At 72.6% G+C, this 16,706-nt stretch carries 11 protein-coding genes; 6 read left to right on the top strand and 5 right to left on the bottom strand.

The window, feature by feature from the left end:
• The 3 genes from ACFYS8_RS17085 to ACFYS8_RS17075 form a co-directional block, all read right to left on the bottom strand.
• Window positions 1-5,727, bottom strand: a complete 5,727-nt coding sequence (locus ACFYS8_RS17085; protein ID WP_387642178.1) for a PA14 domain-containing protein — start codon at window positions 5,725-5,727, stop codon at window positions 1-3.
• Between the two features lie 390 nt (window positions 5,728-6,117).
• Window positions 6,118-7,170 (bottom strand): hypothetical protein, encoded by a 1,053-nt coding sequence (locus ACFYS8_RS17080; RefSeq protein WP_387641783.1) that lies wholly within the window; start codon window positions 7,168-7,170, stop codon window positions 6,118-6,120.
• A gap of 96 nt (window positions 7,171-7,266) precedes the next feature.
• Window positions 7,267-7,494 carry a hypothetical protein gene (locus tag ACFYS8_RS17075; protein ID WP_387641781.1) on the bottom strand — a complete coding sequence of 76 codons (228 nt, stop codon included), beginning with the start codon at window positions 7,492-7,494 and terminating at the stop codon, window positions 7,267-7,269.
• Between the two features lie 195 nt (window positions 7,495-7,689).
• Here ACFYS8_RS17075 and ACFYS8_RS17070 point away from each other — a divergent pair, with 195 nt between their 5' ends.
• From ACFYS8_RS17070 to ACFYS8_RS17055, 4 genes are all read left to right on the top strand, one after another.
• On the top strand, window positions 7,690-8,211 hold the full coding sequence (locus ACFYS8_RS17070; RefSeq protein WP_387641779.1) for a toxin-antitoxin system HicB family antitoxin: 522 nt from the start codon (window positions 7,690-7,692) through the stop codon (window positions 8,209-8,211).
• Window positions 8,212-8,296: 85 nt separating this feature from the next.
• On the top strand, window positions 8,297-9,142 hold the full coding sequence (locus ACFYS8_RS17065; RefSeq protein WP_387641776.1) for a DUF4097 domain-containing protein: 846 nt from the start codon (window positions 8,297-8,299) through the stop codon (window positions 9,140-9,142).
• A gap of 55 nt (window positions 9,143-9,197) precedes the next feature.
• Window positions 9,198-10,193 carry an ATP-binding cassette domain-containing protein gene (locus ACFYS8_RS17060; RefSeq protein WP_387641773.1) on the top strand — a complete coding sequence of 332 codons (996 nt, stop codon included), beginning with the start codon at window positions 9,198-9,200 and terminating at the stop codon, window positions 10,191-10,193.
• Entirely contained in the window at window positions 10,190-10,987 is a 798-nt protein-coding gene (locus tag ACFYS8_RS17055; protein WP_387641770.1) for an ABC transporter permease, read from the top strand. Before ACFYS8_RS17060 ends, ACFYS8_RS17055 begins: the two co-directional genes overlap by 4 nt.
• An 87-nt stretch (window positions 10,988-11,074) precedes the next feature.
• Here the strand turns inward: ACFYS8_RS17055 and ACFYS8_RS17050 are convergent, their stop codons facing one another.
• Window positions 11,075-12,733: an alkaline phosphatase D family protein gene (locus ACFYS8_RS17050; protein WP_387641767.1), complete on the bottom strand. Its 1,659-nt coding sequence runs from the start codon at window positions 12,731-12,733 to the stop codon at window positions 11,075-11,077.
• 150 nt (window positions 12,734-12,883) lie between these two features.
• Window positions 12,884-13,777: a helix-turn-helix domain-containing protein gene (locus ACFYS8_RS17045; protein WP_387641765.1), complete on the bottom strand. Its 894-nt coding sequence runs from the start codon at window positions 13,775-13,777 to the stop codon at window positions 12,884-12,886.
• Between the two features lie 203 nt (window positions 13,778-13,980).
• On the opposite strand from ACFYS8_RS17045, the gene ACFYS8_RS17040 reads away from it, so the two are divergent.
• Window positions 13,981-14,433, top strand: coding sequence for a hypothetical protein (locus ACFYS8_RS17040; protein WP_387641762.1), 453 nt, complete (start codon window positions 13,981-13,983; stop codon window positions 14,431-14,433).
• A gap of 203 nt (window positions 14,434-14,636) precedes the next feature.
• The gene (locus tag ACFYS8_RS17035; RefSeq protein ID WP_387641759.1) at window positions 14,637-16,580 is read left to right on the top strand and encodes a S9 family peptidase; all 1,944 of its coding nucleotides are present in this window, start codon (window positions 14,637-14,639) and stop codon (window positions 16,578-16,580) included.
• The last annotated feature ends 126 nt before the right edge of the window (window positions 16,581-16,706 follow it).

The following is a 16,706-nucleotide window of genomic DNA, read 5'->3' as shown; positions in this document are numbered from 1 at the left end:
TCACTTGTCCGACTTCCAGCGGTTGCACCAGCGACAGAGCAGCTGGCCGTTCTCCGGGGATCCGGCACCACCGTGGGTCTTGGGCTCCATGTGGTCGACCTGCCACTCGTCGTTGGACGGCGTCACCCCTCGCTGCGACTTCTGCGGCTGGACGACTTCCCGGCCGCACCATTCGCAGAGGTTGTAGCCGTTGTACTTGTCCGCGTTGATCGCGACGACGTCCCGCTTGCCGGCCCGGGTGAAGTCCATGTACGCCCGGCACGCCGCGTTGTGCACCAGGAACCGGCTCGCCCCGGCCTGGACGTAGTAGGTGTGGATGGTGCTGACGCTGAGGTTGTGGACGGTCGCGTCGGCCACCTCGCCGCGGTCGTGGACGGAGGCGACCGTCAGCGCCGCGGAACCGGGCGCACCACGGACGGTGTCACCGGCCCGGACGTCGCCGGCATCGACCCAGCCGCGGTCCTCGACCCAGATGGGGTGTCCGGCGGTCGCGGTGATCGTCGCCGGCCGCGGCCCTTCGAGGCCGATGTCGATCAGGTGCTTGGTGCCGTGGCCGGTGATGACGTCCGTGACGGGTTCCGCGACGGTCCGGCCGGTGGCGGGATCGGTGGCCTGGACCTGGTCGCCTTCGCGCACCTCACCGATCGGTTTGACGGTGCCGTCGGCCATCACCACCGGGGTGTCGGGGGCGAAGGAGTTGCACGTCTTCTCGACCGCCTCGGCGGCCTTGCCGACGGTCGAGGCTTCTCTGGCCGCGGTCTTGGCGACGGTACTGGCGAGCTTGCCGCCGGGGATCATGCCGAGTGCGTCCATGGCGGCGGCCTTCTTGTTGCCCTGGGCGAGCTGGCCGGCCACCGCCACCCCGGAGGCGACCGTCCCCACCGGGCCCGGCACGTAGGCCACCACTTCCGCCGCGGTGGTCCCGACGCTGACCACCGACTTCCAGGAGAACGTCCCTGCCAGGTCCAGGCCGTTGACCGGGTCCGCGTCGACGTAGTCGTAGTCGTTGGCCGACCCGCCGGGTACCGGGTCGATCTGCAGGAAGCGGCCGAGTGCGGGCAGGTAGACCCGGGCGCCCATCTCGATGGCCTGCTGGCCGGCCAGGTGCTCGACCGGCCGCTCGTGCTGGCCCAGCCAACCGAAGTCCATCCCGCCGGCGGCGGTGGCGGGGATGGGAATGTCGGCGAAGGCACCGGTGGCGGGGTCGATGTTCTGGCCGAAGGGGTCGTAGAGGTGGAGGTCGCCGGTGCGGGCGGCGGTCCCGTCCGCGGTGAACAGCACGTCGCCGTGAATGTTCGGGTAGGACCAGTTGGTGCTGGCGGCCCGGTCGTAGTTCTTGGTCAGCAGCACGCCGCCGGGCAGCGCCACGATCCGCTGGAGCAGGCCGCCGTCCTTGTCCAGGACGAGGTCCGCGTCGTCGTGCTTGGAGCTGTACGAGTAGCGGGTGGTCCCGTTCTTCGAGCCGTCGGCGGCGCCGGTGACGGTGCGGGCCGTCAGCCGGTCGGCCGGGTCGCGCAGGTAGGAGATCGTCTTCCCGTCGGCGGTGGTGGTGGCGATGTGCCGCCTGGCGGAGTCGTAGCCCAGGGTGTCGCCGCCGATCCTGACCGTGTCGCCGTGGCTGTCGTAGCCGAAGGAGAGTGCGGTGCCGCCGCTGGTCGAGGTCAGCCGGTCGGCGCCGTCGTAGCAGTAGCCGGTGGTGACCGCCGGGGCGCCGTTGAGACTGTCGGTGGACGCGGTGCGGTTGGTGTTCGACCCGGCCGCTGCCGCCGGCCCGCAGCCGCCGGCCGGGTCGAACCGGTAGGTGAGTTGGTGGTGCGGGACGGTCGCCGCGACGAGCCGGCCCACCGTGTCGTAGGTGTAGGAGGAGGTCGCGGCGGTCTTGCCGTCCGCGGTCACCACGTCGTCGGTGACCCGGTTGTTGCGGGAGCGGGTGACCGTGTCGACGACCGTGGACGCGGAGGTCTTCCACGTCAGCGCCGTCGGTTTGCCCGAGGCGTTGCGGGCCAGCGCGTCGAGGCGGGATCCGTTGCCGTAGGCGACGCGGGCCAGTTCGGTGGCCGCGTCGTAGCCGGGGGTGGCGACGATGGTTCCGTCCAGCTTGACGTTCGTCAATTGATTGGCATCGCTCCAGGTGTAGATCACGGTGCTGGACACGCCCTTGACCGTGGTCGTGTCCGTGGTCAGGCGCCCGACCTGGTCGTACGTGGAGAGCGAGGTGACGCCGTTGGCATCGGTGTAGCGGACCTCCTGGCCGAGCAGGTCGATCACGGTGGTGATCGACCCGTTCTCGTCGCTCACCTGCGAGGTCAGCGGGTCACCGCCGACGGCGTGGTCGGTGACGACGGTGCGGGCCGGCTTGGCCCCGTACGCGGGAAAGGTCTTCTTGACCACCCGTCCGCGCGCGTCGTACGTGGTGCAGGTCCAGCCCTCCTCGCCCGCGCGCTCGGCGACGGCACGGCCGGTCTCGTCGTACACGGTCTCACCGGTGAGCGGCGTCCCGTCGGCCGGTCTGGCTTCCGTGGCGGTCTTGGCCATGCCGCCCTGGTTGGCGGCCGGAGCTTTCGGATCGCACGGGTTGGTCCGGGTCTCGGAGTCGCCGTAGTAGACCGTGGTGGCGTGCTTGTCGGGGTCGGCGAGGTCGCCGCCGGGCTTCGCGGTGGCCAGTTGGCGCAGGTACTTGTCGCCCGGCCGCTCGTAGCCGGTGCGGGTGGTCAGGCCCAGTCCGCCGGGATCGGCCGTGGTGGACACGGTGAGCCCGTACACCGGGTCGATGCCCGCCGCCGGATCCGCGTAGCTGCTGGCGATGTGCCTGGACGGTGCCCGTTCCGTGTCGCCGCCGGAGGTGTCCTCAGTGGTGGAGCCGGTCGCCCAGCCGTACCGGGGCGCGAGCTTCGTCCCCGGCACCGGCACCGGCGTGCCGGTGCCGGGCGGGGTCCAGGTGAAGGCCAGTGCCCCGGTCGTACCGGAGCGGTTGTAGTAGTCGACGCGGACGCGGTGCCGGCTGACGGCCGCGGTGTTGCTGTACGTGCCCGCAACTGCCGTGCTGGGCTTGTCGGTCCAGCTGTCGACGGTCAGCACGTCGTCCACCCACAGCCGGACGCCGTCGACCGCGGTGAACCCGAGGCCGTAGTCCCCGGCGGCGGGGAACTCGATCTCGCCGGTGAACCGCCCCGACCAGCCGGCGGTGTTCGCCACCGGCGGGCCCGACCCCCACGACCGTGCCAGCGCCCCGTCACCGGCGCCGACCCCGGTGGCGAACTCCCGCGGCACCCCCGCCAGTTCCGGGTTGTCGTAGAAGGCGGCCGACAGCCCCACCAGGCCCTCGTCGTAGCTGGTGTGACTGTGCGGCATCGTGGCCGCGCAGGCGGGTGTCGGGATCAGCCCCGTGAAGCAGGACGCCGGTGCGGGCCCGTACTTGTCGACCGGGCGGTCGGCGTGGTCGTACACCGTGGTGGAGCGCCGGCCCGCGCTGTCGACCGCGGCGGTGGCCTGGTCCTTGGCGTTCCACTCGGCGGAGATGCTCGCGCCGGTGAAGTCGGTGGTGACCAGGGTGCGTCCGGCGTCGTCGTAGGTCACGGTGCGCGAGCGGGTCGAGTCGTACACCCCGGCCAGGGCCACGGTCGCCTGGTTGCGTTCGAGGTAGTACTGGTAGAAGTGCTCGGCGCGCTTGTCGCCGGAGCGGCCGTCCGGCGCCGCCGCCAGGACCTGGACCGCGCGCAGGGCGGGCGGTTCCTGCGGGTGCTCGACCACGGAGTCGTAGCCGATCACCGTGCAGGCGGCGGCGATGTCACCGGTGTTGGTGCACCCGTTCTCCGCGGACGGGGCCTGGTGGGCCACCCAGTCGTAGGCCAGGCTGCCGCGGAGGGTGGCCAGCGGCCCGATGCTGTCCAGGGCCCTCTGCTTCTCCTCCTCGTTGTCGCCGGCCTGGTCGTAGCGCTGCTTGGCCGAGGCCCGGCCGACGTAGTCGAAGTCCTGCATGGCCGCGCCGGGATTCTCGATCCTGGCCAGGGTGCCCAGCTGGTACCACAGCCGGGTCTCACTGCCGTCCCAGTAGCGGATCCGGCACAGCATCCGCGCCGGGGCCTGGTCGGAGCCCGGCGGGCGGGACACCCCGCCGTAACAGCCGTCGCTGCCATCGGTGTTGTAGAACAGCCGGTGCGACCGGCCGGAGACCGGGTCCTTGATCTCGGTCAGCCGGGGCGGCGTCCCGCTGTAGAGGTACTGCAGGGCCGCGGGCTTCTTGCCGTCCAGCACCGACTCCACCGCGGCGAGCGTGCCGTCGGGGTTGAACACCGACACCGCGTCGCCCTCGGTGACCGTGATCCGCCCCGCGCTGTCGAACGCGAGCACGCCGTCCTCCCCGACCGGGGGTGCGTAGCCGCCCGCGGAGGCCTTGGCCCAGGTGTGCTTGCCGCCGGCGGCATCGGTGAGCACGACCGAGCCGTCCAGCATCTCGGCGTGGCTGTAGCCGCTGGACTGGGCCGACAGCGTCCATCCCGGCGGCAGCGACTCCGAGTCCGAGGAGAACAGCCACTCCGTCGGCACGATCCGCGGTTCCAGGTTGTGAACGCGCTGGTCGTCGGGGCCGGTGCTGCTCTTGGCCCACAGCACCATGCGGGGACGCTGGTCGGAGTGGTGGTACAGCTCGACGCGGATCGGCACCAGCTGACCGGCGGTCAGCGCGATGTCCTGGGCCTGGTGCGGGCCGGGCAGCAGGAAGTCGTCGCCGGGATCGGCGGCCCCGGGGCTGTCGTAGACCAGCGTGTCGCCCAGCCAGACCCGCGCGCCGTCGGTGTGCGCGCCCGCGAACCGGAACTCCCCGGTCACCGGGGCCTTGAACTGGCCCTCCCAGCGCACCACGAACCAGTTCTTGTCCAGCGCGGGCGGCATCGGGTTGTCCCGCCACGGCAGGTTGTCCGGGTTGCCGGTCCACGTGACGCCCCAGTCCAGGTTGACCTGGGACTCGCCGCGCACCATCACCGGGGTCGCGTCCGGGGCGCCCGCGTGCCGCGAGTCGTTGAAGTACGAGGCGCGCACACCGTGCGGTGCGCCCTGCCGGGAGTTGTAGGCGAGGTTCACCCCGGCCGATCCGCCGACGGTCTGGAACGCGGGCCCGGCGGCCTCGACGTGCGCGTTGCCGTTGAACAGGTTCACCGTCACCGGCCCCAGGTGGTCGGTCGGTGCCGGCCCCGGATCCCCCACCCGCTGGTTGACCGTGAAGTGTCCGACCCACTGCGGCGCCGTCGCCGTCGTCGCGCCGGGCGTCGAGGTGGCCGCCGTCCAGGTGTAGCGGCCGCCGTCGTGCAGCACGTGCTTGGGGACCGTCCACTGCGGCTGGTCGAGGCACCCGGAGTCCACCACGCTGCCCGAGCGGCCGTCGAAGCCGGTGGAGACCTTGAAGCAGTACAGGACGCCGTCGCCGACCGCGGCCACCTGCAACACCGGCGTCTCCGTGCCCACCACCGCGCCGTCGACCGGAGCGACCGGACTGGTCTGCGGTGCCGGGTCGGCGCCGGACACCGACCGCCGCGCGTCGAACCGGGTGTGCTCGCCGGTCGCCAGCGGCTTGAAGTCGGCCTTCGGCTGCCCGGGTTCGGCCTGCGGCTGCTGCTTGCCCGCCGACGGCACCGACAGGATCGGCAGATCCCTCGGCACCGGCTTCGACGCCGCCGACGCGGACGCCGCCGGCACCACCTGCGCCTGCGCCAGCGAGACCATCAGCACCATCGCCACCGCGAACACGATCAACCGCGACCACGACCGCACGGACAACCGCGCCCTGCCGCCCCCTCTGGACAAGGCCCCTCCAACGTCGTCGGTGTCCGCCGGAACCCGCGGGCCTGGGCAACAACGGAGGACATCCTCCGCGCCCACCGGGCCCCGGGGAACAGGCTCCGTCCACCTTGGCCGGAATCACCGACCCACCGAACGCCAAACGGAACACCCGCCCCACGGGCCGTCCGCCACCTCCGCCCACTCCTGTCAGGAACATGGCCAAAGACGCGCCCCCGGGCACCCCCGAAGCGGAGCCGCAGGACCGCCGACACCCACACCCCCAACTTGGCCGGAACCCGCGCCGCAACACCGCGGCCTGCTCAGACCCGCATGGGCGCCCCGTCAGCACCACCCGAACGGCATCCAGCCCGGGTGGACGGCGCGCACCGCCGGGCGTCGGTCGGCGGGCACACGGGCCAGCAGGTCGTGGATCAGCCAGCCGTCGAAGTAGACGCCGCTGCGCCACGTCGGCAACGGCGGGTCGTCGCGGTCGAGTTCGGCGCGCAGCACGCTGTGGACGCGGACGGCGGCGCGCATGCGCGGGAAGGCGAGGTGCCGCCAGACCGCGAGGTCGAGCGGGACGCCGGTGACGCCGGGCGGGGTCGGCCAGGGCCGGCCGGTCTGCGGGTGGCGCGGGACGAGCGCCAGCTCGGGGTGGTGGTCCGCCGGGGGGCGGCCGGGGCCGTACAGGGCGCAGCGCTTCGTGGGCCGGTCGTCGCCGGTCGGGAAGTGGAGCATGGCGCGGCCGAACAGGCCGGCGACCCCGAGGTCGTCGAACAGGACGGGCGCGCCGTCGGCGGCGACGGCCAGGTCGACGAGGGTCACGCTCATCTCCTGCTCGCAGCGGTGGTTCCAGCGGCCGCCCGCGTCGACCGGGGGGACTGCGCAGGGCACGTGAATCAGCTCGTCCCAGTCGGCGACGGGCAGGTCGGGGCCGGCGGGGACCACGTGGACCGCGTCGGGTTCCAGCCAGACGGTCTGCCAGACCGAGCAGTCGTCCTCACGTACGCCGACGGGGTGCCCGCAGTGGGCGCAGGCCAGGTTGGGGCCGTACCCGCCGGTGATGCCGCAGCAGTATCCGTCGGCGCCGTCGACGATCAGCGTGGTGCCGGTGTCGTCGCCGGGTGCCAGCAGGATCCGTCCGGGCGCGCCGTCCGACAGGCTGTACACGGGGTCGTGGTAGCCGCGGGCCTCCGCCTCGCCGTCGGCGAGTTCCTCCCAGCGCCGCCAGGGCGGGCCGGACGGTTCCGGGTCGATCGCGTAACTTCCGGCGTCCATCAGGGCGGGCAGGCGCACGCCATTGCCCACTGGGTGATGGGCGTAGGGCGGAAGCCGGACCCGGCCGAGCGGCCGGGTGAGTGCGCTCGCACAGTGCGCGCACGCGAAGAACTCCAACGGGCACCCTCCTTCGACGATCGACTCAAGATCGCACACCAACAGGTTTGGGCGCAAAAGGATTTCGACAGTGCGTCAAGCCCGGCAGCCGCGCGTTCAGCCCTGTTCGCGCAGCGCCCGGTCGACCTGGCCGCGTTCGTAGCCGAACCGGACGATGTCGAACGCGGCAGGGCGCGGCCGCTGTTCGGGCGGCAGGGCGAGGTGGGCCTCCACCTGCTGCCGGTCGTAGCCGCGCCGCACCACGTCGAACGGGGCGGCGGGATCCGGGACTTCGGTGGGGGCGGTTCGGCGCTGCCACCAGCGCGTGCGGTGCTCCTCGGTCATGGTGGCGGTCCTCCCCCGTCGGCGACATCTCCCGGGGATGCTACCCGCCGGACCGGTCGGCACCATGGCGCGCCATCAGTGGCACCACCTGGCACCCATCCATCTCCGCTGGTCAGAGCAGCCAGGCACGAAATACCAACCACCCGGCGCCGCAAGGAACTTGTCGTGGCATCAGAGTGGTGCCACTATGAAGCCATGGACCTCACCCCGTATGTCGACAACCTCCGGCGCGAGTTGGCGGTGGCCGCCGAGGCCGGCGGGCCCGAGGCCCGCGAACTGGCCGACCGACTGACGGCCCCGCTGGAGTCGGCGACCCGGCTGACCATGCTCCACGTGCTCTCGGCCGCGATGGCCGAGGTCACCCGCGAGATCGCCCCGGACTCGGTCGACGTCCGACTGCGCGGCCTGGACCCGGACTTCGTGGTCACCGCACCGCCCGCCGAGCCCGCCCCCGTCGCGCCCGCGCTCGCACCCGAAGCACCCGCCCCCGCCGAACTGCCCGCCGCCGAGGACGACGGCGGCCAGGCCAGGATCAACCTGCGCCTGCCGGCCCAGTTGAAGGCGCGCGCCGAGGAGGCCGCCGCCCGCGAGGGGCTGTCGGTCAACGCCTGGCTGGTGCGGGCGGTGGCGTCCGCCGTCGAGGGCGGGGCCCGTCCGCGCGCGCAGGCGGAGCGTTCGCAGACGTTCGGCCAGGGCTACACCGGCTGGGTCCGCTGACCGAGCGCCCGCACCACCCCGCATCGCCCCGACACCCGACGACCGAGCCCCGACGCCTCTGACGACCCATGAGGACGGTACTGCCATGCCTTCTTTCGACACTCCCGAGCCGATCTCGCTGAACGTCCAGGTGTACGCGGGCTCGGTGCACGTCATCGCGACCGACCGCGCCGACACCGTGGTCGAGGCCCGGCCGCGCGACCCGGACCGGGAGGTGGACGTGCGCGCCGCCGAGCAGACCGAGGTCGGCTTCGCGGGCGGCGTGCTGACCGTCCGCACCCCCAAGCAGCGCTACCCGCTGGGCCGGACCGGCATGGTGGACGTGTCCGTCGAGCTGCCGGCCGGCTCGCACCTGGAGGCCGGCGGCGCGTGGACGCAGGTGCTCGGCGAGGGCCCGCTCGGCGAGGTGCGGGTGAAGACCGCCTCCGGCGACGTCCGGCTGGACAGCACCGGGCCGCTCCAACTGTCGGCCGCACACGGGTCGGTGACCGTCGAGGAGGTCCGGGGCCGGGCCGAGATCAGCACCAGTTCGGGCAGCGTCCGGGTAGAACTGCTGGACGGCCCGGCGGTGGTGAAGAACTCGCACGGCAGCACCACCGTCGCGCTCGCCACCGCCGACCTCCAGGTGAGCGGCGCCAACGGCGACATCACCGTCGAACGGGCCGAGGCCTCGCTGCGCGCCAGCACCGCCCGGGGCACCCTGCTGGTGGGCGAAGTGGTGCGCGGCAGCGTGCAGTTGGAGACCGGCTTCGGCACGATCGAGATCGGCGTCCGGACCGGCACGGCCGCCTGGCTGGACGTCGGCGCGCAGCGCGGGCAGATCCGCAACGCGCTCACCGGCGCGGACGGACCGGAGCAGGGCGAGGAGACCGTCGAGGTCCGCGCCCGCACCCGCTTCGGCAACATCGACATCCGCCGCGCCCGCGCCTGACGGACACCTCCTCAACTTCCTTTCCACGCACACCCGTTTCCCACCGGGAGGACACATGCCCACGTTAGCCATGCCCGCGTCCAGGAAGGCGCCGCACGGCCCCGCCGTCACCGTGATCGGCCTGCGCAAGTCGTACGGGGACAAGACCGTCCTCGACGGCATCGACCTCACCATCCCCGCCGGCACGGTGTTCGCCCTGCTCGGGCCGAACGGCGCCGGCAAGACCACCACGGTGGAGATCCTCTCCACCCTGGTCGGTGCCGGCGGCGGCCAGGCGCAGATCGCCGGCCACGACCTGGCCACCGACCCGGACGGGGTGCGCTCGGCGATCGGCGTCACGGGGCAGTTCGCCGCGCTGGACGACCTGCTCACCGCCGAGGAGAACCTGCTCCTGATGGCCGACCTGCTGCGTCTCCCCCGGGCTCAAGGGCGAGCCCGCGCAAGGGAGTTGCTCCGGCTCTTCGACATCGCGGAGGCGGCCGGCCGGCGCGCCGCGACCTTCTCCGGCGGGATGCGCCGCCGGCTCGACCTGGCCATGACGCTGGTCGGCGACCCGCAGGTGATCTTCCTGGACGAGCCCAGCACCGGCCTCGACCCGCGCAGCCGCCGCACCATGTGGGAGACCGTACGCGGCCTCGTCGCCCGAGGCACCACCGTCTTCCTGACCACCCAGTACCTGGAGGAGGCCGACCAACTCGCCGACCGGATCGCCGTCCTGGACGGCGGCCGGATCGTCGCCGAGGGCAGCCCCGACGAGCTGAAGTCCCGCATCCCCGGCAGCCACGTCCGCCTGCGCCTCGCCGACCCGGCCGGCTACGCCCGCGCCTGCGCCGCTTTCCCTGGCGCGAGCCGTGACGAGGAGAACCTCGCGCTGCGCATCCCCGGCGACGCCGGACTGGACGCCCTGCGCGGCGTGATCGACCGGCTGGACGCGGCCGGTGTGCCCGCCGCCGACTTCTCCGTGCACACCCCGGACCTGGACGACGTCTTCCTCGCCCTGACCGGCACGGCCACCACAAGCACGTTCACCGCCCAGGAGAGCCCCCGATGAGCAGCACCCTCGCCCTGGCCGCGCACGACTCGATGACCATGCTGCGCCGCAACCTCAAGCACGCGGCCCGCTACCCGGCGCTCTCGTTCAGCTCGGCGATGACGCCGATCCTGATGCTGCTGCTGTTCGTCTACGCCTTCGGCGACTCGATGGGCGCCGGTCTCGGCAGCGGACTGGCCGGCGGGCGCGACGCCTACCTCGCCTACCTGACGCCCGGCATCGTGGTGATGGGTCTGGCGGCGGGCTCGATGACCACCTCGGTCGCGATCTGCTCCGACATGACGGGCGGCATCATCAACCGCTTCCGCACCATGAACATCACCCGGTCCTCGTTCATGACCGGCCATGTGATCGGCAGCGTGATCCAGACCATGCTCAGCGTGCTGCTGGTGGTCGCGGTGGCGCTGGGGCTCGGCTACCGGTCGCACGCGGGCATGCTGGCGTGGCTGGCGGCACTCGGGCTGATCGTGGCGATCGCGGTGGCCGTGACGTGGCTGTCGGTGGCACTCGGGCTGATCTCGAAGACCGTGGAGTCGGCCAGCAACAAGCCGATGGTGATCCAGTTCCTGCCGTTCCTGGGCTCGGCGTTCGTGCCGGCCGGCTCGATGGCGCCCGGGCTGCGCCTGTTCGCCGAGTACCAGCCGTTCACCCCGATGACGGAGGCGCTGCGCGGGCTGCTGTCCGGGACGGCGGTCGGCTCCAGCGGCTGGGTGTCGCTGGCGTGGTGCGCGGGCATCGGCGCGGTCGGCTACGCCTGGTCGCGTGCGCTGTTCAACCGCAGCACCACCCGCTGAGCAGCGAGCGGGCGGCCTGGCGCACCGTCAGGCCACCCGCTGAGCGGCGAGCGGCCTGATGCATCGTCAGGCCGCTTGCTGCATGCGTCAGTTGACCGGCGCGTACACCCGCTCGATCTGCTGAGTGCCGCTCCGGGTGCGGTAGGAGCGGCTCCACTTGGTGGTGGCGTCGGGCTTGGTGCGATCGGAGAGCACGTAGTAGTCCATCTGCGCCCGCTCGGCGGTGATGTCGAGGACGCCGTAGCCGTGCGAGTCCAGGTCGGTCCACTTGATGTGGCCGTTGGCGGACTGGATCGCGGCGGAGGCCACCAGGGACAGCGTGTGCGGGGCGACCTTGAGGATGTCGTCGATGTTGTCGGAGCTGACCGAGGTGACCACGAACTCGGTGGCGGCGCTGCCGGAGGCCGGGTAGGTGGCGGCCTCGAAGGGCACGTCGCAGGCCCAGGCGGAGTGGATGTCGCCGGTGAGGAACACCGTGTTGGTGATGTGCCGGTCCTTCAGGTGGCCGAGCAGCTCGCGCCGGTCGTGGGTGTAGCCGTCCCACTGGTCGGTGTTGACGGCCAGCCCCTCGCCGGGCAGGCCGAGCAACTGGGCGAGCGGGCGCAGCAGGTAGTCCGGCAGCGCCAGGAACGCGACGGGCGAGATCATCACCTCGTTGCCGACCAGCCGCCAGGTGGTGTCGGAGGCGGCCAATCCGGCCTTCAGCCAGTCGAGTTGGGCCCGGCCGGTGATGGTCCGGTCGGCGGAGTCGACGTCGCCGTTGCCGACGCCGGCCTGCTGCGAGCGGAACGAGCGCAGGTCGAGCAGGTGCAGGTCGGCGAGTTTGCCGTAGCGCAGCCGCCGGTAGGTGGTGCCGGCGATGGACGGGCGGACCGGCATCCACTCGAAGTACGCCTGCTTCGCGGCAGTCACCCGGGCGCTCCAGTCGCCCTCGGTGCCGGGGGTGTGGTTCTCGGCGCCGCCGGACCAGGCGTCGTTGGCGAACTCGTGGTCGTCCCAGATCGCGACGGTGGGGACGGCGGCGTGCAGCGCCTGGAGGTCCGGATCGGTCTTGTAACGGCCGTGCCGGGTGCGGTAGTCGGCGAGCGTGATGATCTCGTTCGCGGGGGCGTGCGGACGCACCACGGTGCCACGGGTGCCGTAGGCGCCGGACGCGTACTCGTAGATGTAGTCGCCGAGGAACAGGAACACGTCGAGGTCGCCGCGGGCGGCCAGGTGGCGGTAGGCGGAGAAGTAGCCGGCCTCCCAGTTGGCGCAGGACGCGACGCCCAGGCGGAGCCGGTCCACGGCGGCGTCGGCGGCGGGTGCGGTGCGGGTGCGGCCGGTGGGCGAGACGGCGTCGCCGGCCAGGAAGCGGTACCAGTAGGCGGTGTCGGGGCGCAGGCCGCGGACGTCGGCCTTGACGGTGTGGTCGGTGGCGGCGGTGGTGGTGACGGTGCCTTGGGCGACGACGGCGGTGAAGGCGCGGTCGGTGGCGAGCTGCCACTGGACGGCGGTGTCGGGCCCGAGTCCGGAGCCGGGCACGGCGGTGGCGCCGGGGGTGACCCGGGTCCACAGCAGGATGCCGTCGGGCAGCGGGTCGCCGGAGGCGATGCCGTGCAGGAACTGTGCCCCGCCGGCGGCGACTGCGCTGCCGGCGGAGGCGGCGAGGGGCAGGGCGAGAGCCCCGGCGGTGAGGGCGGCCGCCTGGATGACCTGGCGGCGCGCGGGGCGGGCGGTGGGCGCGGTGGCGGTGGGTTCGGTCACACCACCTGAGATTTACCGACGGGTAATGCCTTGTCCAGAGCCCGAGTTGACTATTCCTCAAGGCTTCACCACGATATCGCCAAGACGATCAGGTCGCCCACGAACCCTCCGGGGGCCGCACGCAAGGGGCTGACGCCCTGCCGGCGGCGGTCAGGTGGTCCCGGCCGTCACCATCCTGATCTGGCCGTCCGGATATTCGACATACCCGCGCGCGACCACCGGCTGATTCATGCCGAACACCATCGGCGTCCAGAACGGCGGCGTCTTGCCCTCCAGCGACTGACAGTCGGCCGGGAAGCACATCTTGTCGGTCTGGCTGACGATCTCGGTCCGGCCCCGCCAGCCGGCCGGAAGGTGCAGGGCCGCCCAGTTGGTGCCGCACCTCGGGGAGTACCAGTTCACCACCTTGCCGATCACCTGGCCCTCGTACTCGATGTCCGTGACGTGCCCCTGCTGCACGCCCTCGCCCCAGCACGGCGTCGCGTTGGGGTCCTTGTGCTGGCATCCGTAGCCCGGCGCTCCCCCGCCGCAGTCCTCGGACGGGATCGGGTCGCTGCCCGGCGGGAAGTTGCCCGCGAGCGCCGCGTGCCCCTTGGAGCCGTCGGACCGGGCCGGCACGAGCAGCAGAGTCACGGTCGCGGTGAGCGCGGAGGAGAGCAGCACGGCGAGCAGCAGCGCCCACCATCGCGTGCGCACCACCACGACCGGCTCGGGCTCCGGCACGCGCATGGGCTGCGGGTCGATCGTCGGCGCCTCGGGCTCCGGCCCTTCCCCTGCGGGGAAGGACTGCTCCTCGGCCGCGTCCCACCACCCCCGCCAGCGGTCGATGTCCTTGCGCCCGCACGCCTGGACGAACGCCGCGACGACGTCCCAGGACGGCAGGCGTCTTCCGTTCTCCGCCAGCGAGAGCGTGCTGTGCGAGTACCCGGAGATCGCGGCGAGTTGACGGAGCGTCAGTCCGGACTCCCGCCGCACCTCGCGCAACCGTTCGGCGAACCTCGCGGCAGCGCCGTTCCCCTCCAGTGGAGCCTGTCTGCGTGCCATCCGTTCCCCCTGGGGGTCTTGGCCTGCCAACGCTGTTTGATTGTTCAGCGTTGTTCGGCGGCGTCAAGCCCCACACGGGCGCGGTGGAGGGCCTGGTCGGTCCTGGTGAACCCGCGCTTCAACCCTCTGGCCTGCGCGGTCGGCTGCTGCTGCACTCCTCACATCGGACGCGGCGAACGTCGCGACGGACCCGAGGAGTTGACATGCGAGTGAGGAAAGCGGCGGCCGCGCTGGCGGCGACGGTCGCCCTGGTGGCCGGCGGCATCATCGGCGGGACGGGACAGGCGCAGGCGGCGACCGCGCCGTGCGGCGGGATCGGGGAGCCGATCGACGGCCGGCCCGGACTCACCTGGAACGGCTGCGTCTACGCGACCGACGGCCTGTACTTCCGCTGGCACACCGCCGGCGGCACGGTCAGCTGGAACGACCCGCTGACGATCGCCCTGCCCTACCGCACCAAGGTCTGGATCTACTGCACGCTGCCGGGCCCGGCGGTGACCGGCAACTACGGCCCCACCACGGTCTGGGACGCGGTGGGTTACTACCAGCGGCCGGGCGGGCCGGTGGAGTGGTTCGCGTCGTACGACCACTCGGTCACCACCGACGCCTGGATCTACACCGGGACCAGCCAGCCCGTCGGGACCACCTGCAACTAGGTTCTGTCCGGCCTCGCGCGAGTTCAACTGTCGCTTCTGGACGGATAGTTGATCCCGCATGCAGGTCACTTCCCTGCCGTCGGTCCGAGTCCGCTCCGGGCCACGGACCGGCGGCGGGGCATCCGGGCGAATTTCGGCTGACGCGGGCCCGGCGGTGCGGCAGGATGTCCGACTGCCGTCCTGACGAGCGAAAGGCAGCCCGCATGCCGCACCCCGCACCCCGGCCGACACCCGAACCGTCCGAACTCCTCACCGCCGAACTGGTGGTGGACATCGCCGCCGCCGTGGCACCGGCCGTCTCGCCGGACGGCCGTCTGGTCGCCCACGCGGTGGTCGCGAGCGACGGAAGCGGGTCCATCCGGGTCGCCGCCGCCGACGGCAGCACTCCCCCGCGCCGGCTGACCGACGGCACGGCCCGTGACCGCGCCCCGAAGTGGGCGCCGGACTCGGCCACGCTGTTCTTCACCTCCGACCGCGAGGAGCAGGGCACCGCCCAACTCCACCGAATCCGCCTGGACGGCAACCAGGACACGGCCGAGGCCCTGACCGCCTGGCGCGGCGGCGTCACCGGCCACCACCCGCTCCTCGACGGCCGCACCGTCGCCGTGCTCGCCGCGGACGAGCCCACCGCCGAGGACCAACGCCGGAAGGCCGAGCGCGACGACGCCAAGGTCTGGGGCCGGCACCTTCCCCCCACCCGGCTGCGCCTGCTCGACCTGGAGACCGGCGGGCTTCGCACCGTGGACGGCCTCGGCGACCGGCATGTGGTCGAGCTGGCGCAGCGTCCGGACGGCGGCCCGCTGGCGGTGCTGAGCTGGTCCACCGCCGAACTCGATCCCGGCGTCATGACGGCTCAACTGCACGTGGTGGACCCGGAATCGGCCGACGTCCACGAGCTGGGCCCGGTCGGGAGCGAGGCGCAGTCCCCGGCCTGGTGGCAGCACGACGGCGTCTGGCATCTGGCCCACCTGGCCACCACCCCTCCGCACCTGGTCGGCGGGCTCGCCGTGCTCGACACCGTCCCGCCGGCGGCCGGCCCGGCCGTCGAGCACCGCAACCTCACCGCCGGTATGACCGTCTGCCCGACCGAACTGGTGCAGGTCGCGGACGGGCCGCCGCTCGCGCTGTTCGCCGACGGGCTGGACACCGCGCTGTACCGGCTCCATCCGGAGTCCCTGCGGTTCCACCGCTTGTCGGATGCCCCCGGCCTGCTCGCCGGGCTCACCGCGAGCCGCTCGGGGGAGACCGTGGCCCTGCTGGCGAGCACGGCGCACGAGCCCAAGAACGTCCACGCCGGGCCAACTGGCGGACCACTGCTGCGACTCGGCGACACCGCGCCGGAACTGCGCGGGATCCGCTGGGGAGTTCAGGAGCGCCTCGGCTACCGGGCTTCCGACGGACTCCAGTTGGACGGCCTGCTGATCCTGCCGGCCGGCCGGACCCGGGACGACGGACCGTTCCCGCTCGTCACCCTGGTCCACGGCGGCCCGTACTTCCGTCACGCGGACGAGTTCACCCTCAACGCGGTCGACTGCGGCCAGTGGCTGGCGACCGCCGGGTACGCGGTCTTCCTGCCCAACCCCCGCGGTGGTTCGGGGCGCGGCCACGAGTTCGCCGCGACGGTCGCGGGCGCGGTCGGCGGCGACGAATGGACCGACATTCTCGGCGGAATCGACCTGCTGGTGACCGAGGGCGTCGCCGACCCCGGGCGGCTGGGAATCTCCGGCTGGAGCCACGGGGGCTTCATCGCGGCCTGGGCGGCGGGCCGTTCGGACAGGTTCAAGGCCGCCGTCATGGGTGCGGGCATCAGCGACTGGGGCATGCAGGCCGGGACGGGCGACTGGGCGAGCGTCGACGCGGCGCTCGGCGGCAGCACCGGCTGGGACGGCCCGGGGCCACACGTCCACGACCGCAACAGCCCCATCTCCTACGCCTCCCGGATCCGCACCCCGATCCTGATCCTGCACGGCGAGGAGGACACCAACGTCCCGCTGAGCCAGGCCATCCACTTCCACCGCGCCCTCCGCCACTTCGGCGTCGAGCACGAGTTCGTCGTCTACCCCCGCGAGGGCCACGGCCTCACCGAACGCGCCCACCAGCTCGACGCCCTCCGCCGCATCCGCGCCTGGTTCGCCCGCTGGCTGTAGACCCGCCCCAGCGGGCCGTCAACTCCGCACTCCCCCTCGTACGGGTGAGGTCGGGGGCGGCACGCGCCCCGCACCAGCGGGTCTGCGGTGGGGCGGCGCTGGGGGCTCGCGGGGGCTCCCATAATT

It is taken from the genome of Kitasatospora sp. NPDC004615 (genome assembly GCF_042873545.1).
Lineage (GTDB): Bacteria > Actinomycetota > Actinomycetes > Streptomycetales > Streptomycetaceae > Kitasatospora.
The sequence above is the reverse complement of the archived record's forward strand: the minus strand, read 5'-3'. Positions and strand labels throughout refer to the sequence as shown.